Source organism: Anaerocolumna sedimenticola (assembly GCF_009931695.1).
GTDB lineage: Bacteria > Bacillota > Clostridia > Lachnospirales > Lachnospiraceae > Anaerocolumna > Anaerocolumna sedimenticola.
The window spans coordinates 1,418,960-1,445,228 of sequence record NZ_CP048000.1; the positions used below are offsets into that span (position 1 = coordinate 1,418,960).

The window sequence follows — 26,269 nt, forward strand, 5'->3', positions numbered from 1 at the left end:
AGTTCCGTCAGGTAAGATATTAATTACCTTATATTGAAATGACAGAGAATCTATAATTATATGGATTCTCTGTTATTGCTATCTTGCCTCAGAATAATGAAGGATTATGCTATCAAAGCAATTAGAAATATTGCATATAACAATAGGGGGTGGTAATATATGGTTAAAATAATATTATTTGAGGGAGTAAAAGATGGAAATTCAAAAAACGGATTTAAACCATATAAAAAAAATGTCCTACATCAGGATGAAATGTATATCTGTTCTATCTATTGCAGTATTCTTTTTATTATTGATTACGATGTTAATTAATATTACGGTTGAATATGGAGCCGATATTAATATAATAAGAGCTTTTCTTCATGGTCTGATTTATGTTCCGCTGCTGATAGGAACCATGACGATTTATATCATATGCCGAAGAAAATTAAAGCGGGATTTTTCCGGCAGAATCAATGCAAGGACCGGAAAGGAAAATATTTTCCATATTATTATAAAAACGATTTCAATAATTGCGGCTGTTTTCCTTATAATTTTAGTTCTGATTCCATATGTTGGACTACCTGCGTTCGTGAACCGCCATGTTAATTACCGCGGATATGCAACTTTCAATTTTCCGCTGCAGGATGTTTATCAGGCGGAGGATTATAATCTGAAAGAAAACCAAATGTATTTAAAGACGGAGGATGGTCTGAAAATATGGGTTTCGGAAATATATTCGGATCATCCGAAAGCAGTTATTATTTATTTAAGTGGTATAGTCCAGCCATCTGTTACATATTTTTACGGACATGGGAAGTTCATGCAGGAAAATGGTTATTCATCCATATTGCTTGAAGTCCGTGGGCATGGTAAAAGCGACGGCAACAGGATATGCCTGGGTTATGACGAAGTGAATGACGTGAAAGCTGTTGTGGATTACATTAAGAGCGAAGAAAAGTATAAAGATGTTCCGATTGTGGTGCAGGGAGCATCTATGGGCGGGGCAATTGGGGTAAATTCATTTGGACAGATAAAGGATATTGATGCTCTGATCGCTATGTCGGCATATTCCAGCTTTGAAGATGTTGTGCTGGATGAGTTGGACGGACTTGGAGTACCGGTTTTTCTTCGGTCTATAGAAAAACCGCTTTTCAGCTCCTCTTTAAAATTGATATATGGAAGTAATAAAGTAAACCATATTAAGCCTGTTGAACAGATTAAAAATGCCAATGGAAGACCCGTGCTTTTAATTGCCAACAAAGGAGATACCGAAGTGCCTGCCGTAAGTATGTATAGGCTGAAAAAGGCATGTCCGGATGCGGAAGTGTGGCTGCGTAATTCGTGGGAGCATTTTATAGTAAAAGATTGTGATTTTAAAAATGTTGCGGAAGATGAGGAATATTGTAGTAAAATTCTCGGTTTTTTAGAAAATAAGGTACGGCATAAATGATCAAATTACATTTAGGGTTAAAACCTATGCTTGCCCTAAGTGTTGAATAAAAATGATTATCCTAGACTTCTCAGGGTGCAGGATAATCATTTTTTGTTGTTCATCTTTTTCAAATGAACAACAAGAGTGATTAAAGCTATAACAAAGGTAGCAAATGCTATCATTAAAGATAAAGCTTCCGCAACTGTCATAAGGTTCACTCCCCTTTCTATGTAATCTCGTCAAGGTAAGTTCACCTCCTCCTATGTAAAAATAAGAGGGCAAGCACTCATAATTATCCCAAGTCAATAAAATTGACTCTGTTCCTGTTACCATAAGAATATCGTAGCATTGAAAAGAGAAAAAGTCGATTAATATATGGAATTTAATGGATTCTGTTTATGGCTTTAATGAAATAATATATTAGGTTATGTAACCTTAAGCTTTTTCTAATGGTCTAATAAGTAGAAAGGAGGTCATAATATGGACAATATATCAAGGCCAATCAGTATAAAAACTATGGATGAACAGGCCAATAAAATCGTCAGCGACTTGATGGGAGAATATGCAGACAGTGTTTTGAGGATGTGTTACCTTTATCTAAAAGATTATCATCTGGCAGAAGATGTGACACAGGAAACGTTTATCAGAGTTATGAAGCATTATGATAAGTTTAGGAAGGAATCTTCCGTAAAAACATGGATAATGAAGATTGCTATTAATCTTTGTAAAAATCAGATGAAGACCTGGTGGTATAAAAGACAAAACTTTAATGATATTACTGAAATAGCTTATGATGCGAGCTATGATGGATTAGTGGATAGGCAGGAGTTATTTCATGAGATAAATAAATTATCAACGAAGTATAAAGAAATTATCTTGCTATTTTATTATCAGGAAATGCCTGTCTCTGAAATAGCAGAAATATTGAAGCTAAAAGAATCAGCTGTAAAGACAAGGTTGTTTCGGGCAAGGGAACAGCTTAAATTGAATTATTTGGAGGACGAATCCTATGAATGATATTAAAAAAGCGTTAGACAGCGGAATGAAAAGTATACATTTTGACGAAAACCTGGTTTTAAATAATATTAACCGTAATTATAGAATGAAAAGTATACTGAAAGAGACAGCAGCAGTTGTGGCAGTAATTGCATTGGTTACAGTTTGTACTATAACGGAAACGGCACAGTCGGCATTTGCTTATGTATATCGTTCGATTGCAGATATTATGGAGAAGAATGATAAAGTTGAAGAGTATATCAAGGTAATTGGCAAATCTGTAACTGATAATGGAATTACTGTGACATTGAGTGATGCTATCGTTTCAGAAGAAAAATTGATTTTTTCGATTGATATTTCAGATGGGGAAAAACTGGAAGACAAAACGGCTTATTGGGGAGATAATATAAAAATCTATATGGACGGCAAGGAAATGCCGGTTATTGGAATGGATGGCACCGGACAAGTGCTGGATGAGTATACCTTTAATAATATTTTTGAATATTATATTGGTTTGATTGCTCCGGAAGAAGAACATAAATTTGAGATAGCAATAACTAAAATAGGTGAGAAGAATAAAGAAACCAGTGGTAATTGGACCTTTGATTTTATGGCTAACGGTAAAGCTATGTCAGGTGATACAAAAGTTGTTATGCTTGATGACATGTTGAATTATAATAATGACAGCATATTTTTTGAAAAATTTGTATCTAATAGCTATGAGAAATTATTGTACGTATCTTTTTCTGATGGAACAGGGTATGAAGATAGAGGAAGTGAATTTGATTTAATAGGATATGATGATTTGGGAAATGAAGTCAGGCTTTATGCACAACCGGATTACTATAATAAACAAGGCACAATTTTCATCTGCGTGGGCGGTACTGATATTAGTGATGAGGCATCAACACTTACCTTACAAGTAGGTGATTGGCCGTATGAATATAATCCATCGAAAGAATCCGTTACAATTAATATTAAGTAAAGAATCTTTTTCAATTTGTAATAAGTATATGTAAGGTTAACAGTAAATGGTAAAATAAATGGAATATTTTAAAGTCAGAGGGCTGGAAACAGTCCTCTTTTTCTGACTCAATTTTTAGCTAAACATAGGTATCTGATACCTTGTTTTAGGTATTTGATTCCAACGCGGTTGATATGTATAAAATAAATTTATATAATTTAAATGTAAGTTTAATTAAGATGAAAGAGAGGAGGAAAATTCTTTTGAAACTGTCAGTAAATCAAAGCCTTGAAATCCAAGAGAATGAGATTATTATTAATTGTACGGTAATGGATGACAGATTAAAAAAACTGATTAACATGATAAGGCAGTACTATTTTTCACTGCAAGGAATACAAGGTACTGAGAGTTATAAATACCTTTGGAAGACATTCTCTTCATAGATTCTGTGGACGGCAAAACATTTCTTTATTGCAGCAACGAGGTTTATGAATATAAGGATACGTTATCTTCCTTAGAGCAGATGCTTTTATATACTTCCTTTGTACGTATCAGCAAAAACTGCATTATGAATTTGAATGAATTAAGAAGTGTTCGGTCCTATTTAAATCACAGAATGGAAGCAACTATGAAAAATGGCGAAAAACTCATTGTATCAAGAGGTTATATTGATCATTTAAAGAAAAAATTAGGAGAATAGGGAGGGTTTTAAATGAAAGAGATAAGAAAGTACCATTTACCCAATATATGTATGGCGTTTACCTTTGTAATTATATTAGCGTCCATTAACAATCTCATTAACAACAATGATCCGACGGGATATCATACGTTTGTATTGCAGTTTGCAGTACTTTTAGTAGTAATCCATGTAGTAAGTTATTTTATTAACAAGATAGATTTTAAGAATGATAAGCTGCAGGTTGGAATTGTATACTGCCTGAATTATGCTATATTTTTGACAATGGCTTATTTTCTTAACTGGTTTGGTTTCAGAATTTTAAATATCATTATGTTTACAGTTGTATTTATTATTATTTCCGTATGTCTGACTGTCCATAACGCTAAAATCAGCAAGGAAGATGAAATATGGATTAATAAAATGTTGGAACAAAGAAATAATATAACCGGGGAAACAAAAGAAGAGAAGCATATTAAGGAATAAACCTATACTGATGATTATATTGAGTATTTTATTGAAGTAATGGAAGAATAAAGTTATTATGGAATATAGTTAAAGGCATCACTATAAATGAGCAGCTCCCTGTCATTTGACAGGGAGCTGCTCATTTTAATATAGATTTTATACTGAATCTGAAAAGATCTTATATTATCGCCGATAATAAATTTATCAAAAGCTGCATTCCAAACTTCTGGTAAAAGGCGGTGTTTTTCCACCCGTTCATCGCCTATAGAAACCCGTCCTTCGTTCTATAATATGGTTATTCGCCATTATACATAAAAGCAAGTAATTTTTTTATATCTTCCGGTTCATATGCAATAAGCTCCATTTCGTCAATCTTGCCTTCTGTAAAAACATTGGCCAAAGCAACATATTGTGACAGCTTTGACTTTAAATTTAAACGATCTCCTTCGTTTGTAACCAATTCAACTTTACCGGAGCATGAATCAATTATTTTAAATAAACCATTAACATTAGTAATATTCATCACTTTCATCTTGCTAATCTCCTTCCGATTTAGAATTCTTCCAAAATTCTTAAATCCCTCATAAAAACTGTCAAAAATAATATGTTGGACTAATTATTTACAATATAATTATACACTAGATATATCCAATATAGCAAGCGGTTACACAATATTTTTAACTGCGATAATATACTATTAAGTTTTTAAGCTGTAAATTCATAAAAACATCATATCGTGATGAAAATATATCGTAAAACGATAAATATATATTGCAATACTTACTGTTATATAGTATAATAAGTTTAAATAAAAGAATCCATTTTTAAAAACTAAAGGAGATATAATTATGAAACAGCAGGAGATGACGAATTGGTTAAAAGGAATCTGTATTGGTATTGCAGTCATGGGACTTATTTTCTTTGGTCTGCTTATGCCAAATCTTGCAGTTGAAAGTAAATTGCAATATCCGGAGTTGGCCTTTCTATTCTGGCCCGGCTTAATCTATGTCTGGATTATTGGGGTCCTTTGTTATGCAATTCTCTACCAGTTCTGGAAAGTGTGCTTACAGATTGGTAAGGAGAATTCTTTTTCTGTAGAAAATTCAAGGGCATTTGTAAAAATAAGTAAACTAGGCGTTGTAATTTCGGTTATGTGCTTTCTTGGGATGTTTTACTTGGGGGTAAATAAATGGTTGAATCCAGGTATTATGTTTCTTATGATCGGGGCTATTTTTATTGGGATTATCATTACAGTGTTGGCAGCAGCGCTGTCCCGTCTTATCTTAAAAGCGTATGAGCTGAAAAAAGAAAATGAACTTACAATCTGAGGTGAATGATATGGCGATAATAATTAATATCGATGTTATGCTGGCAAAAAGAAAAATGAGTGTAACGGAATTATCTGAAAAAGTGGGAATTACAATGGCTAATATCTCCATATTAAAAAATGGGAAAGCGAAAGCGATAAAACTGGATACGTTAGATAAAATATGTAATGCCCTGCAGTGTCAGCCGGGAGATATCCTTGAGTGGAAAGAGGAGGAAGCGGAATAATGGAAGAAAATCAAAACGCTCTGGATTATGGAAGTATCCGGGGAAAATCAAAAATTGATGAGAATTTAACTTTTACTAAATTGGAATGTATTTATGCTTATCTGATGTTAGCTATGGGTTTTTGTTTTATTCGTTTGGTATTATGGAATGTTACCGGCATATTTACTACAGTATTTTTTATGGGAACAGCATTTGTCTGTCTGTATTTTCTTAAAAAGAACAATTATAAGTTTTATACTAATCATAAAATACTATTTGGTTTAATTTTAGTTTTTAGTTTCGTATTTTCAATTACCGCAAACAATTTTATAAAATTTCTGGATATCTTATTTTTATTAATGCTGGGAATCTACTGGGTTTATTCCGTTTGCAAAGAAGATAAGAAAATTGAACGTTTTTTCTTTTTTGATATGTTAAAGGCCATCTGTGTAATGCCTTTCGTTAGCTTTGGCAAAGCACTAAAAGCAATCATCTATTCGTCCGGTAAATCAAAATCCGGTAATAATATAAAGCTTGTGATAATAGGTTTAGTGGTAACGATTCCCTTAACCATGGTAGTGGCTATGCTTTTAATAAGTGCTGACAGCGGTGTTGAAGTGGTATTAAATGCTTTATTTGGAAACGTTTTTGAATCTAGTACCATGACTATCATGCAGTTTACTATGGGTATTCCCGTTGCTTTCTATCTCTTTGGCATGCTTTATTCCAATGTAAATAAAGTTAATATAAATGTTCTTTCCGAGGAACAATGTGTAAATAAACTAGATGGTATAAAGATTTTTCCTAATCTGGTTATGTATTCGGCGGTTACGCCTGTCTGTATCTTATATATCCTGTTTTTTGTTCTGCAATTACGGTATTTTATATCCGCTTTTGCAGGTATTTTACCGGAAACTTATAGTTATGCTGAATATGCAAGAAAAGGGTTTTTTGAATTATGTTTAATTGCTGTAATTAATCTTATGGTGCTTTTATTTATTAATTTCCTTTCGAAACAGACCGGTGAAAATAAACCTGTATTACTTAAAGTATACTCCGTACTTATATCAGTTTTTACAATTCTACTCATTACAACGGCTCTTAGCAAGATGATAATGTATATCGGTAATTACGGACTTACCCAGCTCAGAGTGTATACATCATGGTTTATGCTGCTTCTTGCCATTGTAAATGTGCTGATTATAATGAAACAGATGAATGTCAATTTTAACTTTGCCAGATATTCAGTTTTAGCATTTGTTCTTTTATTTGGTGTATTGTGCTTTTCCAATGTGGACGGTAATATTGCAAAATACAATATAAAGATGTACCAGACAGGGTATCTAAAGGAGCTTGATGTGGATGCTCTTTGTAATTTATCGGATGATGCACTGGTTTATGTCCTGAAAGAAAACCTAGATATAAAAGATAAATTGGATTGGAAATTAGATTTCTATAATAATAATCCGGGGTACACCTATAATCTCTCATCACTAAGAGTAAAGATGTTATTGGAGGAAAATTTAAAGTAAAGACAATTGAAAAATCGTAAGGCGGCAGCTTCCTTTTTGTCTAAAAAGTAGGACGGCGCCACAGAAATCTTGAATGTTTATCACATAGATTTGTAAAAGACTAGCGTGTGATTATTAATCCATTAAGAGACCGTTTGCCCCCATCGGTACTTAGGTCGTGGCAGAATCACTTATCTGCCACGGCCTTATGTACCGCTATGTGCGGTAACCGAGTGAGAACGTGTCTCTGTTGGATAATAATCACACGCTATTTTGATACCCTAAAATGTGATAAACATCTCTAATGAAAAAGGGTGCCGCATTTAGTGTGACAGCCCTAAAGTTTACAGTTGAAAAAAATTGCGAGTAAAACTTACTTCGGATTATGCTTATAATCTTCATTTACCTTTTGAATACCGTTCCAACCTTTCTTCAAGAGTTCCAGTATGCAATTCAAATAGATGATTGTCATAGTCATAAAAATATATTGAACGCCCTTCGCCTTCTACACGGGAACGCTCTGGTATTATTTCTGCTCCAACATCCTTAATTCGCTTAAGAAATTTGTCATAACAACTGTCTGGTATCTTAAAAGCAATATGATTATAAGTACGCTCTACAAGTGGCTTACCTTCCATAATACAAATCCATAAACCATTAATAAGAAAGAACTTTTCTTTTGAAAATGAAAAAGTCTCATTTCCACTTGAGTAGACTTCTCTTGCTTCAAATATTTTCTCTAAAAATTTTGTTGTTCTCTTTAAGTCATTTACTATTAATGTGATATGGCTTAATCCAGAAATCACAATATTCAACTCCATTTCATCTATAGATAACAATTATTATTTAATAAATGCAGCCTTTCTGCTTTAAACAGATTTTGAGTTATTTCTGAAGTTTTCTTATTTCTTTATTATGATACCAAAAGATACTTGAAATAAAGCCAGAAACTCCTGAAATTAAAAACATAACCGCCATTCCGCTGCCCTGGCCGAAGCCTACGAATTTCTGCAAGAATAAAGCAAGTTTATGATCTGATAACATATATGGCTCAAATACACAATCGGCCAGAAAACCTCCCAGTAAAATACCCATTGGTATGGTGCAATACTGTATTGCATTCCTAACGGCAAATACACGCCCCTGTAATTCTTTCGGAATAGCATGATACATAATAAGACTTTGCCCGGCGTTTATGAAAGAAATGGGTGCACTTGCTGCAAATGCGGCAATACACCAGACGATTGTATTCTGGCCTAAACCCATTAACAAGTCGCCAAATAGAAAGGAAAGTGCAGCTGAATAATAGATCAGTTTTATATTATCCCGGTGAATTTTCTTAAAGGAAACAATAAGTCCGCCAATAATTCCGCCGGCACCCAGGATACCATTTACAATTCCAAGTACTTTTTCATCACCGCCGCTTCTGCCTAAAATCATGGGGGTTAAAATATTTTCATAAGTCAGACGGGAAAAAAAGTTTAAGAAAGCCATACTTATGACGATATACCAGATTCCTTTGTGATTAATAAGAAATAGCAGGCCGGCCTTACAATCATGCAATATATTATTATTTCTATCCGTTGGTATCTGCAGACATTCAGGTAATGGTATAATCAGCATTAAAGTGACAAAAGCAATTAAAAACGTAATCAAATCGATAAAAATTATTCCTTTTAAACCTGAAAAAGAATAAATAAATGCTGCTAACATAGGAGTTATTACCGTAAGCAGGGAATTTGAAAAAGAATTCATACCACTCACCTGCGCGTATTTTTCCTTAGGAACCATCATTCCAACCGCAACAGTCTGGGCAGGAGATTCAATGGAATTCATTAGTCCAATCACTCCGTTTACTATGTAAATATGCCAGATTTCAAGGCGGTTCATAACTACAAGTGCCAAAACAACCATGGAACAGCTGGCAGCTATTAAATCTGCCGTTAACATAATAGATTTTTTCCTGTGTTTATCTATTAAAGCTCCCGCAAATATACTAACGGCGATATAGGGCAAATACGAGAAAAAAGTCATTAATGAAACGGAAATGGCAGAATTCGTCTGTTTATATGCCCATATGATCAGCGAAAAACCGGTCATAGAACTCCCTAATTGCGACAGGGAACCGGTTAGCCAAAATACAATATAGTGATTAAAATTTTTATCTTTCATTGGTACTTTCTCCTTATAAGTTATTTATTTGACTTATAAGTGCAAAACCCAATGCGGACGATAATTTACCTATTTCTCTGTACAGGGTTCGTCCAATCATTAGACCTTGCACAGAGAAAAGCATTCAAATTGATTACTAAATGACATAACATATAAATCACCTCCTTTTATATATAACCGGAAGCAACACGCTTTGCGAGTTTCTTCGGTTGTACAATTAATAACAAATTTCATAACTTCCCTTGCCCTCTGGGACAGATTTTGCTCTGAAATTGTATCAATTGCATGGCATATAGATACAATAGTGGAGTTTCGCAATTATCTAATATATAATAATTATCTATTATAATAATTTAAAATCCCAGTTTTCCGAATTACAATAATAAAATTCATTCAAATTTTCATCTTCAAATACCTTAATCATGGATTCAAAATCATCAGCTAAATGATATTCTGACAATTGATCCCGAGAAATCCAAAATACATTACCCTCTTCTGAGCTTGTTAATTTTCCCGAATATTGATTTGTTTTAAAAAACAAAACAACGTACCGCTCATCGTTTTTGGTCTGAAATTGTTTTACTCCACACAGCTTAGGATTCTCGATTGTCAAACCGGTTTCTTCCAGTACTTCTCTTTTAACGGCTTCTACAAAAGACTCACCATGTTCTACATGTCCCCAGGAAAACATAAACCCGGCCAATTTTTGTCTGTCCGCTCCTGCACCAATATTTTATCCTTATCATAAACCATACATAAGGTAGTAAATTCTGCCTTTTCACTTCTTCCCATTTTTAAACCCCATTTTATATGTCGTGTAAATCCTGATTACATTTTACAATTCAACTTAATACTTAATCTTACCCTATAGCAGGCAATCCCTTAATCAGTTCCAGCAAATCCTCAAAACCACCCTGTTTAAATATGGAGATATCATCCTCTTCCGTACTGATTAAGCAGTCTTTAAGCAGGAAAGTATCCATACCAAGATTAGTAGTACACATGTCCTCTTTTACATCATTGCCCACCATAATACATTCCTCGGGTGACTTACCGATTATAGTAAGTATTTCCTTATAATAATTCAGGTTTGGTTTACAGAACTTGGAGTTTTCGTAGGTGGTTATATGTGAAAAATCATTCACATCAAGACCTGCCCATCCGATTCGGGAGTAAGTAGCTATCTGCGGAAAAATTGGATTGGTTGCAAGTACAACGGTATATCCTTTCTCTTTCAGCAACTGGATACATTCCTTGGCAATCGGATTAGTTCCGGTTGTTATCTTAGCACTATTAAACTCATTTTTATAAAACTCCTCAAATACCGGTTCTAATTCCCGGATCTCCTCCCTAATATTTCACTGAAAGTATTCCAGAAACGCTGGTCGTTTGTCATGGTTCCATCATTTTGTATCATTGCATTCGTTCCGGTCCAAACGGCTTTAATGAGTTTCTGAACATCTATGCCGTAAGGAATCAATTTTTTGGACAATGCTTTAAAATAAGCATCCAAAAATAACTCCTGACTTGGCATGGGTAAAAGTGTACCATCTAAATCAAATATAAATGTATTCATTTGTTCGTCCCCTTTGATTATTTTTTTCGTAATTGTGAAACTATCCAGTTTACTGAATATACCATACAATTAATACTTGTTTATAGTTTCAGTTGCCCTTGGGGCAAGATGTAATCACCTAAATTACCATATTATGAATATAAATCATTATTTTTCCTCATAGTATCAAAAGAGTCACAAAAAATCAACTGATTTCAAGATTGTTAATCAGCAAGAAAAGATTCTAAACTATAATCTATTATTCTTCTTGTAAATAAATCAGCAATTACCGGATAAAATCATATCTAAATAATCGTTACCTCTTTTGTGTCAAGATCAAGAATTCTAGTTCTTGTATCAGATTTTGCAATATAGACAGGCTCACCGTCAGAGCCGATACAATAAGAGATAGGTATGGATACGCCGCAATTTCGGTAGGAACCATCAGCATGGCTTGTCCCGATTATCATTGTCTTATAGGTTCTGGCTATATTTTTAGCTTCCTCTATCCACAAATTAAATTGCTCATCGCTGAACATGCCAACACCTATCGGGTGGGCTATAAAGTTAAGTGCTTTATTTACTTTTTTTAAATCCCGGATTCCCTTAAGGATTTCCATACATAACAGGTAGCCGATTTCTATATTTTTATAAGAAACCGATAACGGGGTAATTAATTCTTCCTTTTCGTCCGGAGGCGTTTTTGCTCTTTCCAGAATTAGATTACCTTTGGGATCAATTATTGCTGCACGGTTTTTATTCTCTTTTCTATAAGACGTAATGATTAGTTTATTATTCTCTTTTGCCAGGCTGCAGGTTTTGGCCAGTTTGTTTTCACAGGATAAGTAGCCCTCCGGAAAGAGTAGCATATTAATATCCGGATTTCTTTTTATTTCGTTTTCAAGCTGGGAGTTTCCATCTTCATGTACCGGCTGTGCGATTAATACTTTCATAGGCGCTCCTTGTCTGCCCGCTTACGCGGAATTATAATAAGTCTAATTCAAATCTCGTTTGTTATTCCAAACGTTTCAATACTCCGAGACAGGGAGTAAAATAGATAATATAATTCTCCTGCTTTCTGTTAGTTTCATTCTTTTGATCTAATATTTTGATTACCTAAACCGTACTTACATAAGTAAAATATAGCACTAACTTTCGTAAAATGCAAAATGATATTAAAGAGGACCGGTAAAGGCTGATTCGAGTTGAAGAGTCAGTTAAGCAGGCCCACCAGTCATTATGCTGATAATTGGTACAGGCATCAAAATAATCGTGAATTTTTCGCATATCAATGCTACAATTATACTAGGAGGAATGAAATACTAAAATACCTAAAATTTCTTTTCAAATCATTTTTACTGATGTATAATAATATTATTGTGTATATTAAATATTATTAATGAGGTATTCTATTAATGAGGAACAGTTTTTTATATATGAATATTTATGATGACTTGAGGAAAAAAATAGAGCAGGGCATCTATATGGATGGAGACCGGATTGCGTCAGAAGAAGAACTTAAAAATAAGTTCGGAGTTAGTATGATTACCGTTAAAAAAGCTCTAAGCATGCTGAAAGAGGAGGGATTATTGCAAAGGATTCCCGGAGTGGGTACTTTTGTAAAAGGACGTAATCCCGTCATCGGAGAAGAGAAAAAGATATTATCATACCAGATGTAAAAAAAATAGGCCTTGTGATGGAACATGTTTCAAGTTCCTTTGGCCTGGATTTGCTTTATAAGATTGACCGTACCCTGGAAGAAAGCGGTTATAAGATGATCACCCGTTTTTCTTATTACGGCAGAGAGAAAGAAACGGAAGAAATTGATTTTTTATTACAATCCCAGATAGAGGGTCTAATTGTAATGCCATGTCATGGTGTTTATTATAATCCCAGAATTTTAAAATTAATCTTAGAGGGATTTCCGGTAGTGGTCATTGATAAAAAAATGGAGGGAATTTCAGTACCCTCTGTCCGCACAGACAATAAACAAGCTATAAAAACACTGGTGAAATATCTTTGGGAACAGGGCTGTAGGAAATTAGGTTTCGCTTCTTCTGAAATTGTTGGAACATCCTCCTTACAGGAAAGAAAAAGTGGATTTTATGAAGCCGCTGTTGAATATTCTATCGAAGTTCTGCCGGAATGTGAGCTGAAGTTTGACCTTGATATTTACAATCATTCTGCGGGGGAAGAAAATATTGAAAAAGCAGCAGCCTATTTAACTCAGGTAAAAGGTAAAATCGATGGAATTGTTTGTACGGAATATAGTCTGGTACCGGCTTTTATGGAAGCATCAAAACGAATACATGCTAGTGTTGGTGAGGATATACAGATTTGTTGTGTGGATGGTCCGGAGGATTTAACGATCCCGCATATGAAGCAGAATGAGATTGAAATGGCTGATAAAATAGTTAAACTGTTAACAGCACAGATAAATGGAGCAGGTGCGGGTAAAGATATATTAGTACCTGCCATATTAAAAGAGGAAAAGTAATATCCATATAATACTGACAGACTGATAAAACATTTACAATATATCATCTTAAAATATAATTAAACAGATTTATAATAAAAGCTTTGATAGGAAGTATTAGCTCCTGTCAAAGCTTTTTGCCTTTTTATATATTTTTAGGCTGTTTCCATCTAATCATATTATAAAATATAATTAATAGCAATTGTAAAAGTAAATTTGCCTATTAATTAATTTATTATTAAATTTAACCATAAAATTTATAATATAATGGTATAAAGCATAGAAATTATATTAAAATTCAAATCATATTAACAAAAATTATTAAATACTTTACAAAGATATATTGGTATGATAATATCTGATTATATATTAAATATGATTAATATAATGTTTTGTAGTTTTTTATTATAATAAAATATATATAATAAAAATATAGGTATCAGTACATCCCCGTAGTTTTACTTGTTAAAGTGATACTTTACGCGTGTTCATACAATTTAGGATGGTATTGAAATTTTGGAACAAAAGTATATATAATAATTCTGTTTACACATTTACAATAATTCTCAGATTTGTTATTATGACGTTACAAATTGAGCAATAAGCACAAATGAGTGCGGCATTTATCTGAAACTATGGCTATATTGAACAAAAATATGGTAATTTTTTAGAACTTTGTTATATGGGGTACATTCAAAAAATATATATTCAAATTCTAAAAATATATGGTTTCCCAAAATGAGGCTCATACCAATAACTGCATAAAAGCCTGTGCAGATTGGCACATAATAACAAGGAGGAGAACAATGAAGAAAACAGTATCGCTAATTTTAACAGTAGTACTTATTTTAGGAATGCTGTCAGGCTGCAGCAAATCGTCATCGGACGGAAAAGATAGTAAGACCTCTTCTGCCGGTGTTACTACAGAAAGTACGGAGGCAGAAGAATCTGAGACTTCTGTAGATGCCAAAGAAAAAGAAGCGCCTATGCTGGCCGAACAGGTCGCAGCCGGAACCCTACCGAAATTGGAAGACCGTATGCCTGCGGCAGAAGATGTCATGGTAGAACCGGATATAAAATCACTGGGTCAATATGGCGGCAGTATAACAAGTACGACAAATGACCAGGGTCATTGGGGTTGGGGCCCTTGGACCGAGGAAAGTATGTTCCGCTTTAAACAGGATGGTTCCGGACAGGTGGAAGCAAATGTATGTAAAGATTTTTCTCCCAATGAGGACGCAACCGTATGGACCATTGAACTTCGTAAAGGTATGAAGTGGTCCGATGGAGAACCTTTTACGGCAGATGATGTTATTTTCTATTATGACCATATTTCAACCCCGGCCTTAAATCCTGACCGCACCGCAATTGCGGTTGATGCTAAGGGGTATTATCCGGCATATACATCAAAACCTTATAACTGCTATCAGGTTAACAAAGACGGTAAAAGCTATTGGGCAAAATTTGATAAAGTGGATGACTATAAATTTACAGTTACTTTTGCTGCTCCAAAGCCCGATTTTCCGGTAGCGGTAGCAGTTGATAATAAATGGATGTTTTTACCGAAACATTTCTATGCAAAATATGTTGCCCGTAAAGACGGTGTATCGGATGATCCGAGTTTTCCTCTGATCACAGAGGAACAGGCAATTGCCAATGCAAATAAAGATTTTGGCAAGGAATGGACAGATTACAGCACCATGGGTAAAGATATCGGTTATTATAATTGGGATTATGCAATTGTTCCTCAGTTAAGAAGCTTTATAGCAGTAAAAGACAACTGGAATACAGTCGGCCAGACTTATGAACTTGTCAGAAATCCGTATTTCTGGAAGACAGACAGTGAAGGCCGCCAGTTACCGTACCTTGACAGTATAAAATTCGAAATTATAAATGACGCAGATCAAATTGTATTAAAACAGACTGCAGGAGAATTAGATGTTTCAACAGTATTACCGAATGATTTTTCAGTAGTAACCACTGCCACTCAGATAACACATACTCCGATACAATGGGTAACACCTGACTGGTGCGCAGCTCCGTCCCTTTCTCTTTGCCAGTCGGTAAAAGATTTGGATAAACGTGCTTTGTTTCAGGATATCCGTTTTAGGCAGGCACTTTCCATCGCCGCGGACAGGAACCTTATGAATTCAACCTTAATGAATGGTCAGTCAAAGCCGGCACAAGCCTCTGTTCCGCAGGGTGTAAATGGTTTTGACGGTGAATGGCAGACCCAATGGACCGAACTTGATGTAGACAAGGCCAACAGCCTCCTGGATGAGATTACGGAGCCTTGGAACAAAGCTGAGGGTACCTACCGTAAGATGAAAGGAACGAATAAGGATCTTGAAATTATAATTTCCATCCAGGATCCTTCTATAGAAGGAGATTATGTAGCATTGCTTCAATCTGCTTATAAAGCAATTGGTATTAAAATCTCCGATAAGGTAGATGCCAATATCGCACAGTCCATTTTGGTAAATGATATAGAAGCCAAATTTGAAACTCTAAGTGTAACCTCACCAGCTGTTCGTCCCGATGCGGTTGTCCCCATGCGTAACTTCAATTGCTGGTACGGCGCCTATGGCAAATGGTATGAAGATGGCAAATCTACAGCTAACGGAGGCCTGGAACCAACCGGTGATATGTTGGAACTGATTCATGCATATGACGCAATCAAAGCAGCAACCGGCCCAGACAGGGAACAGGTTGTAGAGGATAACGTAAAGAAGATATATGAACTTCATAAAAAGAATCAATGGGTAATCGGCTTCCTGGCACCACTGCCGATAAACTGGATTGTCAATAACAATGTAAAGAATTTCCCTTCCGGTATCGTTTATGCTGACGAGTATAGATTTGCAAGTATGATCCGTCCGGAACAGTTATATCTGCAGAAATAATCATAGTATTTACTTATATAATTGGCTGTTGCAAAAAATATTGTCAGGTATTTGGCAGTCCCAAACCTAATAAATTTATTGATTTGCAGCAGCCCATTTATCATAGTTTTAGCTTAAGCAAGAATGGTATGAAGGGTGATACGAAATGAATGACAAACTGAAATATATAATAAAAAGGTTAATTTTAGCCTTTTTCACCTTATTAATGATAACTTTCGTAGTATTTTTTGTAATCCAGCTTCCGCCCGGTGATTTTGTAGATAATATTGTTAATGGTATGATTGCACAGGGTGAAACGGTTACCCAGGCGGATGTAGCAAATTTAAAAGAAATGTATCATACAAATCAGCCCTTTTTAATGCAGTATGGGCGTTGGTTAAAGGGGATTGCCACAGGTGACTGGGGTGTTTCCTATTTTTATAAACAGGATGTTTTAGTTAAAATCGGTGAGACGCTTGGTGCTACGTTAATGATTTCCCTTATAACTTTGGTAGTTACCTACCTGGTTGCGATTCCTATTGCAATTCATGCGGCGAAACACCAGTATCAGATCAGCGATTATTTATTTACGTTTATCGGGTTTATTGGTATGGCGGTGCCAAGTTTTTTATTGGCGATCGTCTTAATGTATATTTCCTTCAAAATAACCGGAAAACCTTTAATGGGATTATTTCCGGAAGGGGGTATTCACTCCTGGGATTCATTCCTGGAGTTTCTATCCAAGTTAATTATCCCGGTCGTTGTTATCAGTATGTCCGGTACCTGTGGGCTGATTAGGAGCATCAGGGCGCAGATGTTAGATGAACAGGAACGCCCCTATGTATTATGTACCAGGGCGAAAGGTGTAAGTGAAAAAAACCTGACTTACAAATACGAAATGCGTGCCGTGTTAAATCCGGTGGTCAGCGGATTAGGCCCCATGATTTCAGGTATATTTAATGGCTCTACCATTACTGCAATCGTGCTGATGCTTCCTACCCAAGGACCAATCCTGTTAAAAGCACTGCAGTCCCAGGATGTCTATTTATCCGGAGGTATGCTGTTGATTTCTGCCATATTGGTCGTTGTGGGTACGCTTATTTCTGACTTACTGCTTGCAGTCTTGGACCCAAGGATTAAATATTTGGAGGAGAGTAAACAATGAACCAGGAAAAAGAATCAATCCGCTTGACTCTTAATAAAACGTCTTTCGAAGAAAAAGAACTTCGCAAACTGGAAAAAAGAAGAGCAAAGCAGGAAAAATATTATATGTCCTCCCAATGGCAGTTAATGATGAGAAAACTTATCCGTCATAAACTTGCGGTAATCAGTTTTATCTTATTATTTATTTTATATACGGGAGCTATCTTTGCCAATTTTATTGCACCCCAGGGGTTGGAAGATTATTCTGCCACTTATTCCAATGCCCCGCCAAGTAAGATACATTTTGTACATAACGGTAATTTTGAGGGTCCTTTTGTGTATCATTATGATATTAGTTTTGATAAATTTCAAAACAAAACCTTTATTGAGAATAAAGAACAGATTTATCCCGTTAAATTTTTCGCTAAAGGAACTCCTTACAAGTTTCTTGGACTTATAAAAGTCGACCGCCATTTATTTGGAATTGATAATTCCAAACTCCCTGCCGGGAAAGATCCGGTAAATCTGATGGTATTTGGGGCAGATAAATTAGGACGTGACATCTTTTCCAGAATATTAATCGGCAGCCAGGTTTCTCTGACGGTCCCGTTAATCGGTACTATGATGTCTTTTCTACTGGCAATAATCATCGGCGGTTTATCCGGTTATTACGGCGGAGCTGTGGATATTGTCGTACAAAGAATAATTGAAGTAATTTGCTCATTCCCCACCCTTCCGTTATGGATGGCTTTATCTGCAGCGATTCCTCCCGGAATCTCCGTAACAAAGGTTTATATTTTTATTACGGTTATCATGTCTTTGCTTAGCTGGCCCGGTCTGGCAAGAACCGTTCGCAGCAAATTTTTATCCCTTAAGAAAGAAGATTATGTTATGGCAGCGAAGTTGGCAGGTGTATCTGATTTTAAAATAATCATGAAACATCTGGTACCAGGTTTTATGAGTTATTTAATCGTAAGTCTGACCTTGGGTATACCCGGTATGATTCTGGGAGAGACCTCTATGAGTTTTTTAGGTTTAGGCATGCGCTCTCCGGCTACAAGCTGGGGTGTTTTGCTTCAGGAATGCCAAAGTGTCAGCAATATTGCAGGTTGCCCTTGGAAACTGATACCGGTTTTATATGTCGTGGTAGCTGTCCTGGCATTTAACTTTTTAGGCGATGGTTTGCGTGATGCGGCAGACCCATATAAATAGCAAAAGACGCTATTCTTCAGGATTTATGCCCAAAGAGCATGGGCTTTAGCGTGAAATAAAGTTAAATAAAAGAAAGGTATGCCATATAGATTCTTTCATGTTTTTTATATATGGCAGTAACACATTTCTGAGCAGATGTGTTATGCAATGGGTGTATTATGGAAAATAATGTGGTATTAGTTGAGGATCTTAATATAAAAATAAAGATGGATGAGGGAACTTTAACACCGGTGCGCGGTGTGAGTTTTGAAGTCCATGAAAATGAAACACTGGGACTTGTAGGGGAATCCGGCTGCGGTAAAAGTTTAACCAGTAAGGCAATCATGGGAATTAATAGTAAGAAATGCATTACTACCGGTAAAATTAATTTTAATATAAATGGGAAAACTGTAAATCTATTGGATTTAAAATTCGGAGGTCCGGAGATTCGAAGTATCAGGGGTAAAAGTGTTTCCATGATATTTCAGGAACCTATGAGTTCTTTTTCACCCCTGTTCACCATTGGCCATCAGATTGCAGAAAATGTGCGCCTGCATATAACAAAAGATAAGAAGCAGGCAAAAGAAATAACCATAGAAGCCATGAAACGGGTCGGTATCGCCAATCCGGAAAAGCGGTTTAACCAGTATCCTCATGAGTTTTCCGGCGGTATGCTGCAAAGAGCACTGATTGCCATGGCTTTAGTGTGCAATCCGAAAATGTTAATAGCGGATGAACCTACCACAGCACTTGATGTAACTATCCAGGCACAGATACTGGAGCTCATGAAGCAGCTTCAGAAAGAATATAAAATGGCTATTTTGTATATTACCCATGACCTGGGTACAGTAGCTAAAATGTGTGACCGGGTAGCGGTTATGTATCTTGGCAGAATTGTGGAAGTGGCACCGGTATATGATATCTTTAAAAATCCGTTACATCCATATACAAAAGGGTTGTTAGGATCCGTACATAAAATCGGCGGAGGGCATGAACGCCTTTTCTCAATTGAGGGCACCGTACCCCTTGCCATGAATTTAAGTAACCGCTGCGGTTTCTATGAGCGCTGCACTTACCGGGATGAAAATAAATGCGCAGGTGTGGAACCGTGTTTAAGGGAAGTGGAAAAGGGTCATTTCGTAGCCTGCTATTTAGATCCTGCCGCTGCACCGGATAAAATGGAATAAGGAGGGACTGTAATGCCGGAAACAATATTAAAAGTAAAGGAAATGAGCAAGACATTCTCCTCAAAGAAAGTAAACGTCAGAGCGGTGAATAACGTAAGTTTTGAAGTAAAAAGAGGGGAAACCGTAGGTATCGTAGGAGAATCCGGATGCGGGAAAACTACCCTGGGGCGTTGTATCGTACGTGCTATCCAGGCAACGGGGGGAGATGTCTTATATCTGGCGGAAAATGGACAGGAATATGATATTCAGAAAATAGATAAGAAAACCATGAGATCCATCCGGAAAGAGATCCAGATGATTTTTCAGGATCCGTTTTCCTCTCTCGATCCAAGAATGACCGTTTATGATATTATATCAGAACCCCTTAAGGCAAACTTTAAGATGTCCACGAAAGAGATTGAAGAAAGGGTAAAAACTATAGCGGAAAAGGTTGGATTAAACCCAAGCTATTTAAAACGGTATCCCCATGCATTTTCCGGAGGACAAAGGCAGAGAATCGGAATTGCAAGAGCACTTGTACTTTATCCCCGGCTGATTGTATGCGATGAGGCAGTGTCTGCCTTGGATGTATCCGTTCAGGCGCAGGTTGTTAATCTGCTCCGGGATTTACAGGAGGAACTCCACCTGACTTACCTGTTTATCAGCCATGATTTATCCGTCATTGAACATATATCGGATAAGGTTGGTGTCATGTATCTTGGGAAAATGGTGGAATATGCTTCTTCGGAAGATTTGTTTAAGAGCCCTTTCCATCCCTATACGGAAGCATTGTTATCTGCAGTACCGATAGCAGACCCGACAGTAGCCATGGAGAGAATTCCTCTTCAGGGTGAGATACCGAATCCGGCAAATCCGCCGTCGGGATGCTTTTTCCACACTCGGTGTAAGTATTGCATCGATAAATGTAAAACTGATGAGGTTGAATTTATAGAAAAGGAGCCGGAGCATTTTGTGGCGTGCCACCGGGCAAATGAGTTACATTTGCAGGGTATCGTACATTAAGTTAATTATCTACTTAAGAGGCACTCTTTGTTACGGGTTAATTACAGAATGAAAGAATTAATTATTTTTATTGACAGCGGCGATACGTTAGTGGACGAATCCACAGAAGTCCGGGATGAAACCGGTACGGTCATCCATTCGGAATTAATAGAAGGAGCAGGAGAGACCCTGGTTAAACTGTATGATAGCGGATACACCATAGCGTTGGTAGCCGATGGCACAAAAGCTTCCTTTGATAATATTTACAGGGAAAACGGTTTGGATTATTGCTTTTCGGCAAAAGCAATATCCGGTGAGCTAAAGCATGAAAAACCGTCTGAAGTTATGTTCTTTCACGCAATGAAATCCCTAGGACTGAAAGAAAGTGATAAGGAAAGAATTGTTATGATAGGCAACAATATAAAGAGAGATATTCTCGGTGCTAACAGAATAGGGATTACGTCCATATTGTTAAGTTACAGCCCGCGTTATGTTATGCAGCCGGAAACGGAGGAAGAAATACCGGATTACGTAATTTCTTCGCCCCTTGAATTATTCGGTTTGATTGAGCAGTTAAACCTGCAGGTTAAAAATAAAAAGATTTTAAAACAGCATTAGAATTCAATGTGACAGGAAGATTAAAGACAATTTTAGTTGTATCGATTTAAGGTATCAACGGAAAGACATGGGATTGTTAAACAACAGCCTCATGTTACAGGTATTGAAAAATGAGTGAAGAATTTATTAAAAATGCAAATATTTTTATCAGTGACAGATCTCATTTGAATCTGACTTTAAATATTTATCATTGCGGTAATTTTGATATAAGTTCCGAAGATTACTTTCCAATCATGAATCCGGATATGTTTACCCTTGTTTATATCAACAGCGGTACAGCTCTGCTGGAAAATGACCATATAGCCGTTAAGCTGACAGCTTCACAGGGTTATGTGGCATTTTCTAATGTTACCTATAATCTAAGGAATATAAGTGAGGACTATTTAAATGTAACCTGGATTGCATTTTCGGGTTACCTGGTGGAAGAGTACTTGAATCGAGCGAATATCACTGTTAACAGACCCGTAATTGATGACAGGGATACCGGCTGTATCGGTAAGAATATTAACCGGCTTTATATGAAAGCTCATAAGCTGCCGAACCGTTATTGTAAAATGGCCTCCATTCTTTATGATATCTTTGCATATCTTCTGGATAAGAATCCTACAAGACCTCTGGATGATTTCAGTGACTGTTCGGATTATTTTGCCATTAAGGCGGTTGACTTTATCGAAAGAAACTATTCCAGAAACATAACGGTGGATGAAGTGGCGAACCGGTTGGGTATTACACGGAAACATTTATATAGGATATTTAGTTATACTTTAAATATTTCTCCGAAACAATACATAATAAACTATCGGATTGGAAAAGCCTGTATCCGGCTTCGGGATACCAATCAGTCCATCTCAGAGATTGCGGAAGCGACAGGATATATTAACCAGTTTTACTTTGCGAAAGAATTTAAAAGGCTTACAAGACTTACACCAACCCAGTACCGCAATTGCCCGGTTGAATTAGAACTATTTGCATATCAATTGCCGCCTCCGGAACTGGAGAGAAAATTCTCAAGTAAACAGATGGAGGGATAGGTGATTGCGTGGTACATAAAGCCCTAAAATACAGGACCTAAGTACCAACGACTTCATACAGTTACTCATTGGACTATAATAAACATCGCGCTAATGCAGAGTTATAGATGTGCAGATTGACGAATATAAATTTCTTCTATGGCTTTTGACGGGCGAATCATTGTATGAATTGCATATCATTTAAATGCAAATTTTGAGATTCGCAATTGTCTATTAAATTTATGTATGGAGGAATAAAATGACTGACAGGGAAATAGCTATAAAGTATGCTCCGCATCTTTATTTTGACAAAAATGAACCGTTTACCATAGACCAGATCGGTTACAGTATAATTCGCAGTTCGGGTACCAGCCCGTCTTTTAACAGGTATATCCGGATAGATGAGAAAACAACGGCTTTTGTTATAGAATACCAGCTGTATTACGATTATGATATCCAGCATATGTATGATTTGGAACATTTCTGGGTTTATGTAGATTCCTGCGGTAAGGTTTTAAATGGAGAGGCAAGTGCCCACGGATCTTACCTGAATTGCTACCAGTACAAAAAGATATTGGAGGACGATACCCATATACCCATTTATGTACAGCCGGGAAAACATGCTCTTCTCCCTGAGGGTAATTTATTTAAGCTGTTCAGTGATTATAAAGAGGTATGTAATAAGCTTGCCGGGGTGGATGGTCTTTTGGTAGCGGATATGTTTAAAGGTAGAATCAGGAAAGATTCCTATATTGATTATGAGGTATGTACTTACATCAGAAAGCATTATTCCTTTGAACCAAGCCTTTCCTTTTATCCGGTAAATTATAAGGAAGATGTGATTGTGACATGGGAAGAACTTTATCTGCTCATTCCGGAAAGAGTGAATAAGCTCCTAAAAAATATGAGCTTGTAATATAAAACACAAAAAGCAAAAAGCAGAGAAAAACGGAGGTTTCTATGGTAAAAAAATTTATTCTTGTATTTAAAACTCATTTTGACATCGGATTTACGGATTTATCATCTAAGGTAATTGATAAATATTCGAATTCCATGTTAAAGGAAGTTATTGCTACCTGTAAAGCTACGGAACATATGGGAGCCCTTAAATATGTCTGGACGATGCCGTCCTGGCCGCTTAAGGTGATAACCGAAAGATGCAGAGAAGATTTAAAGAAAGAACTGGATCGGTTAATTGAACAGGGTCAGATAGTCTGGCACGCTTTACCTTTCACTTCCCATACGGATTTTTGCAGTGCGGAGGAATATATAGAAGCCTTAAGATTTGGAAAAGAATTATCGGAAACTTACCATAAGCCTTACGTAATTTCAGCAAAGATGACGGATGTTCCGGGGCATAGTATTATGCTGCCGGCGATTTTAAGCGGAGCAGGGGTTAAATTTTTGCATTTAGGCTGTAATGAATTTGCAACTCCTCCCAAGGTTCCGTTTTTATTTCATTGGCAGGCTAAAAGCGGAGAGAAACTGCTTACCATGTACAGTAAAGGTGGTTACGGAACTTCCCTATTCCCGCCAGAAGACTGGGATTATCCGGTTTGGATGGCTTTGATGCAGACCAATGATAACAGTGGCCCACAATCCGCTTCTGTTATAGAAAAACTGGTAAAGAACATAGGGAGTAAATACCCGGAGGCAGAAATAGTATGCGGGACTATGGATGATTTTTACAATGAGCTTGCAAAGTGTGATTTAAGTAATATTCCTACTATAACAGAAGACCTTGGAGATACCTGGATTCACGGAATCGGTTCTTATCCGAAAGAAGTGGGCCTGCTAAGGGAAGACAGGGAAAGAAACAAAAGGCTGCAGGCAATTTACGCGAAACATTTATTGAATTCTTCGGCCGGTGATACAGGTAAGGCAGCAGAACTTCTGGATCAATATTACGAAAATGTAGGCCTTTTTGAAGAACATACCTGGGGAGCGGATGTGAAGACCTGGCTGGGACCAGAACGTGTATATCAAAAGGATGATTTCCTGAAAGCAAAAGAGAACGGAAACTACCGGTTCATGGAGACCTCCTGGGATGAACAAAGAGACAGGGCTAAAATAAGTAATTTAACCTTAAAAGAAGTAAAATCCTTAATAGATGGTAAGGAGTCCGGGCAGTTATCAGTATTTAACCCTGGCTGCAGTGAATTTACCGGCTGGGTTACTGCAAAAGAGATAGATAAGGATTTTACAGATCTTTCTCTGGAAATGAACCATGAGAAAGTCCCGGTTACCAAAATTAACGGTGAGTGGGCTTTTTATGTAAAGAACCTCAAACCCTTTGTGACAACTCCGGTAACTGTCATTAAGCATGCTTCTGATCCGGGCTGCCTGAGTATAAAAAAAGACGGATCTATTGTTAAAGTTGAAAACCATAGGTATATCCTGAAATTTTCTGAGGTTAACGGGGAGATCTCCGAGTTATATGATAAAAAACTAAAAGAAGTTTTATTACAGCAGCAAAATAAAGAATCTGTCTTTGCCTACCGTTATGACCGTTATGGTATAGAAGATGTAACGCAGTTCTTAAGAGATTATGCCTACCGTTATTCTACCTGGGGAATACAGGATTACGGAAGAGAAGCCTATCCGGAATGTGATCATAAAACATACTATCCGGTTTATCAATCCTTTACGGTTGAGCAAAATACTCTTGTGTTTCATTATTTAAATACGGAAAGTGTTGAGAAATACGGGGATGCCAAAGAGGTTAAGTTAGAGATAACTCTGCCCCCCGCGGGAGATGAATTGTTTGTAACCCTTAGACTGAAAGACAAACAGGAAACACCATTTATAGAATCCGGTTCTTTCTTGATTCCTTTAGCTGATAAGGATTGCCGGTATCATGTGAACAAACCCAATGTACGATTAAATCCCGAAACTGATATCGAAGTAAATGCAAATCATGTTTTTTACTGCCTGGAGAATTATATCTCTGCTTATGATGATAAAAAAGGAGTTTGTGTAATTCCCATGGATTCTCCGCTAACAGCAATAGGCAGTACAGGGGTTTATGAGTTCAGAAAAGAATATCAGAAACCGGAAGAACCTGTCCTCTACTTCAATTTGTTTAATAACATGTGGGGAACCAATTTTCCGCAATGGATCGGCGGTGATTTATGTTACCGTTATATACTTTATGGATTTAGCGGGGATGAGGAGACTTTTAACTTAGAAAAAGCGGCAGTATTAAAGGAAGGTGCAGAGATTACCGGCAGTACTTTGGATACAGAAGATTTGAAATTACCGGAGCACATGCAGTTGATTAATGTAAGAAAAGAACAGGACAATATAGTGATAAGGTTGAAAGAACTTCAGGGAGAAGAGGCTGTAAGAAAGCTTGCATTAAATGGTTATACCATTACGCCCGTAGATTTATATAATAGGGAAATAGGAAAAAAGATGGACAGGGAATATATGTTTACGGTAAAACCTTACGGTATTTATTCTTTCCTGCTTTCTGAAAGTTAAGCGTAAATG

Annotated in this window: 29 protein-coding genes; 20 read left to right on the top strand and 9 right to left on the bottom strand. The window is 36.5% G+C overall.

What is annotated here, in order from left to right:
- The first annotated feature begins 193 nt into the window (after positions 1-193).
- Entirely contained in the window at positions 194-1,432 is a 1,239-nt protein-coding gene (locus Ana3638_RS06310) for an alpha/beta hydrolase (RefSeq protein WP_246240829.1), read from the top strand.
- Positions 1,433-1,518: 86 nt separating this feature from the next.
- Here Ana3638_RS06310 and Ana3638_RS06315 read toward each other — a convergent pair whose 3' ends face one another.
- Positions 1,519-1,623 carry a putative holin-like toxin gene (locus Ana3638_RS06315; RefSeq protein WP_161837269.1) on the bottom strand — a complete coding sequence of 35 codons (105 nt, stop codon included), beginning with the start codon at positions 1,621-1,623 and terminating at the stop codon, positions 1,519-1,521.
- Positions 1,624-1,894: 271 nt separating this feature from the next.
- Here Ana3638_RS06315 and Ana3638_RS06320 point away from each other — a divergent pair, with 271 nt between their 5' ends.
- The 5 genes from Ana3638_RS06320 to Ana3638_RS06335 all read left to right on the top strand — a co-directional run bounded on the left by Ana3638_RS06320 (position 1,895) and on the right by Ana3638_RS06335 (position 4,536).
- Entirely contained in the window at positions 1,895-2,431 is a 537-nt protein-coding gene (locus tag Ana3638_RS06320) for a sigma-70 family RNA polymerase sigma factor (RefSeq protein WP_246240831.1), read from the top strand.
- Entirely contained in the window at positions 2,424-3,395 is a 972-nt protein-coding gene (locus tag Ana3638_RS06325; RefSeq protein WP_161837270.1) for a DUF4179 domain-containing protein, read from the top strand. The genes Ana3638_RS06320 and Ana3638_RS06325 overlap by 8 nt, the downstream gene beginning before the upstream one ends.
- Before the next feature lie 242 nt (positions 3,396-3,637).
- The gene (locus Ana3638_RS24935) at positions 3,638-3,817 is read left to right on the top strand and encodes a hypothetical protein (protein WP_246240833.1); all 180 of its coding nucleotides are present in this window, start codon (positions 3,638-3,640) and stop codon (positions 3,815-3,817) included.
- Complete coding sequence (locus tag Ana3638_RS24940) at positions 3,796-4,074, top strand: LytTR family DNA-binding domain-containing protein (protein ID WP_246240835.1); 279 nt, start codon at positions 3,796-3,798, stop codon at positions 4,072-4,074. The genes Ana3638_RS24935 and Ana3638_RS24940 overlap by 22 nt, the downstream gene beginning before the upstream one ends.
- 12 nt (positions 4,075-4,086) lie before the next feature.
- Positions 4,087-4,536 (top strand): DUF3021 family protein, encoded by a 450-nt coding sequence (locus Ana3638_RS06335; protein WP_161837271.1) that lies wholly within the window; start codon positions 4,087-4,089, stop codon positions 4,534-4,536.
- Positions 4,537-4,813: 277 nt separating this feature from the next.
- Here the strand turns inward: Ana3638_RS06335 and Ana3638_RS06340 are convergent, their stop codons facing one another.
- Entirely contained in the window at positions 4,814-5,050 is a 237-nt protein-coding gene (locus tag Ana3638_RS06340; RefSeq protein ID WP_161837272.1) for a polya polymerase, read from the bottom strand.
- Positions 5,051-5,366: 316 nt separating this feature from the next.
- On the opposite strand from Ana3638_RS06340, the gene Ana3638_RS06345 reads away from it, so the two are divergent.
- From Ana3638_RS06345 to Ana3638_RS06355, 3 genes are read left to right on the top strand one after another with little or no spacing between them, the layout of a single operon-like run.
- Entirely contained in the window at positions 5,367-5,846 is a 480-nt protein-coding gene (locus Ana3638_RS06345) for a DUF2975 domain-containing protein (protein WP_161837273.1), read from the top strand.
- Positions 5,847-5,856: 10 nt separating this feature from the next.
- Complete coding sequence (locus Ana3638_RS06350; protein ID WP_161837274.1) at positions 5,857-6,072, top strand: helix-turn-helix domain-containing protein; 216 nt, start codon at positions 5,857-5,859, stop codon at positions 6,070-6,072.
- Positions 6,072-7,583, top strand: coding sequence for a DUF4153 domain-containing protein (locus Ana3638_RS06355; protein ID WP_161837275.1), 1,512 nt, complete (start codon positions 6,072-6,074; stop codon positions 7,581-7,583). Before Ana3638_RS06350 ends, Ana3638_RS06355 begins: the two co-directional genes overlap by 1 nt.
- A gap of 377 nt (positions 7,584-7,960) precedes the next feature.
- Here Ana3638_RS06355 and fosX read toward each other — a convergent pair whose 3' ends face one another.
- The 7 genes from fosX to Ana3638_RS06385 all read right to left on the bottom strand — a co-directional run bounded on the left by fosX (position 7,961) and on the right by Ana3638_RS06385 (position 12,242).
- Entirely contained in the window at positions 7,961-8,368 is a 408-nt protein-coding gene (gene fosX, locus Ana3638_RS06360; protein WP_161837276.1) for a FosX/FosE/FosI family fosfomycin resistance hydrolase, read from the bottom strand.
- Between the two features lie 79 nt (positions 8,369-8,447).
- A complete protein-coding gene (locus Ana3638_RS06365) occupies positions 8,448-9,734 on the bottom strand; it encodes an MFS transporter (protein WP_161837277.1) in 1,287 nt (428 codons plus the stop codon).
- A gap of 343 nt (positions 9,735-10,077) precedes the next feature.
- Positions 10,078-10,437 carry an 8-oxo-dGTP diphosphatase gene (locus Ana3638_RS06370; protein ID WP_246240838.1) on the bottom strand — a complete coding sequence of 120 codons (360 nt, stop codon included), beginning with the start codon at positions 10,435-10,437 and terminating at the stop codon, positions 10,078-10,080.
- The gene (locus Ana3638_RS25680; protein WP_281352886.1) at positions 10,404-10,526 is read right to left on the bottom strand and encodes an NUDIX hydrolase; all 123 of its coding nucleotides are present in this window, start codon (positions 10,524-10,526) and stop codon (positions 10,404-10,406) included. The genes Ana3638_RS06370 and Ana3638_RS25680 overlap by 34 nt, the downstream gene beginning before the upstream one ends.
- 68 nt (positions 10,527-10,594) lie before the next feature.
- Entirely contained in the window at positions 10,595-11,089 is a 495-nt protein-coding gene (locus Ana3638_RS06375) for an HAD family hydrolase (RefSeq protein WP_161840467.1), read from the bottom strand.
- Positions 11,065-11,310: a hypothetical protein gene (locus tag Ana3638_RS06380; RefSeq protein ID WP_161837278.1), complete on the bottom strand. Its 246-nt coding sequence runs from the start codon at positions 11,308-11,310 to the stop codon at positions 11,065-11,067. Before Ana3638_RS06380 ends, Ana3638_RS06375 begins: the two co-directional genes overlap by 25 nt.
- Positions 11,311-11,594: 284 nt before the next feature.
- Complete coding sequence (locus tag Ana3638_RS06385) at positions 11,595-12,242, bottom strand: hypothetical protein (protein ID WP_161837279.1); 648 nt, start codon at positions 12,240-12,242, stop codon at positions 11,595-11,597.
- 462 nt (positions 12,243-12,704) lie between these two features.
- Between Ana3638_RS06385 and Ana3638_RS06390 the strand changes: the two genes are divergently transcribed.
- The 11 genes from Ana3638_RS06390 (at position 12,705) to Ana3638_RS06440 (ending at position 26,260) form a co-directional block, all read left to right on the top strand.
- Complete coding sequence (locus Ana3638_RS06390) at positions 12,705-12,968, top strand: GntR family transcriptional regulator (RefSeq protein WP_161837280.1); 264 nt, start codon at positions 12,705-12,707, stop codon at positions 12,966-12,968.
- A gap of 5 nt (positions 12,969-12,973) precedes the next feature.
- Positions 12,974-13,786: a LacI family DNA-binding transcriptional regulator gene (locus tag Ana3638_RS06395; protein WP_281352938.1), complete on the top strand. Its 813-nt coding sequence runs from the start codon at positions 12,974-12,976 to the stop codon at positions 13,784-13,786.
- Between the two features lie 785 nt (positions 13,787-14,571).
- Positions 14,572-16,668, top strand: a complete 2,097-nt coding sequence (locus Ana3638_RS06400) for an ABC transporter substrate-binding protein (RefSeq protein ID WP_161837282.1) — start codon at positions 14,572-14,574, stop codon at positions 16,666-16,668.
- A gap of 145 nt (positions 16,669-16,813) precedes the next feature.
- Positions 16,814-17,812 (top strand): ABC transporter permease, encoded by a 999-nt coding sequence (locus tag Ana3638_RS06405; protein ID WP_161837283.1) that lies wholly within the window; start codon positions 16,814-16,816, stop codon positions 17,810-17,812.
- On the top strand, positions 17,809-19,002 hold the full coding sequence (locus Ana3638_RS06410; protein WP_161837284.1) for an ABC transporter permease: 1,194 nt from the start codon (positions 17,809-17,811) through the stop codon (positions 19,000-19,002). Before Ana3638_RS06405 ends, Ana3638_RS06410 begins: the two co-directional genes overlap by 4 nt.
- A 158-nt stretch (positions 19,003-19,160) precedes the next feature.
- Positions 19,161-20,168, top strand: a complete 1,008-nt coding sequence (locus Ana3638_RS06415; protein ID WP_161837285.1) for an ABC transporter ATP-binding protein — start codon at positions 19,161-19,163, stop codon at positions 20,166-20,168.
- Positions 20,169-20,180: 12 nt separating this feature from the next.
- A complete protein-coding gene (locus Ana3638_RS06420) occupies positions 20,181-21,170 on the top strand; it encodes an ABC transporter ATP-binding protein (RefSeq protein WP_161837286.1) in 990 nt (329 codons plus the stop codon).
- A gap of 27 nt (positions 21,171-21,197) precedes the next feature.
- Positions 21,198-21,767 carry an HAD family hydrolase gene (locus Ana3638_RS06425; protein ID WP_246240840.1) on the top strand — a complete coding sequence of 190 codons (570 nt, stop codon included), beginning with the start codon at positions 21,198-21,200 and terminating at the stop codon, positions 21,765-21,767.
- Positions 21,768-21,877: 110 nt separating this feature from the next.
- Positions 21,878-22,798, top strand: coding sequence for a helix-turn-helix domain-containing protein (locus tag Ana3638_RS06430; RefSeq protein WP_161837287.1), 921 nt, complete (start codon positions 21,878-21,880; stop codon positions 22,796-22,798).
- Between the two features lie 238 nt (positions 22,799-23,036).
- Entirely contained in the window at positions 23,037-23,693 is a 657-nt protein-coding gene (locus Ana3638_RS06435) for a hypothetical protein (protein ID WP_161837288.1), read from the top strand.
- A 44-nt stretch (positions 23,694-23,737) separates the two neighbouring features.
- Positions 23,738-26,260 (top strand): glycoside hydrolase family 38 N-terminal domain-containing protein, encoded by a 2,523-nt coding sequence (locus Ana3638_RS06440; protein ID WP_161837289.1) that lies wholly within the window; start codon positions 23,738-23,740, stop codon positions 26,258-26,260.
- The last annotated feature ends 9 nt before the right edge of the window (positions 26,261-26,269 follow it).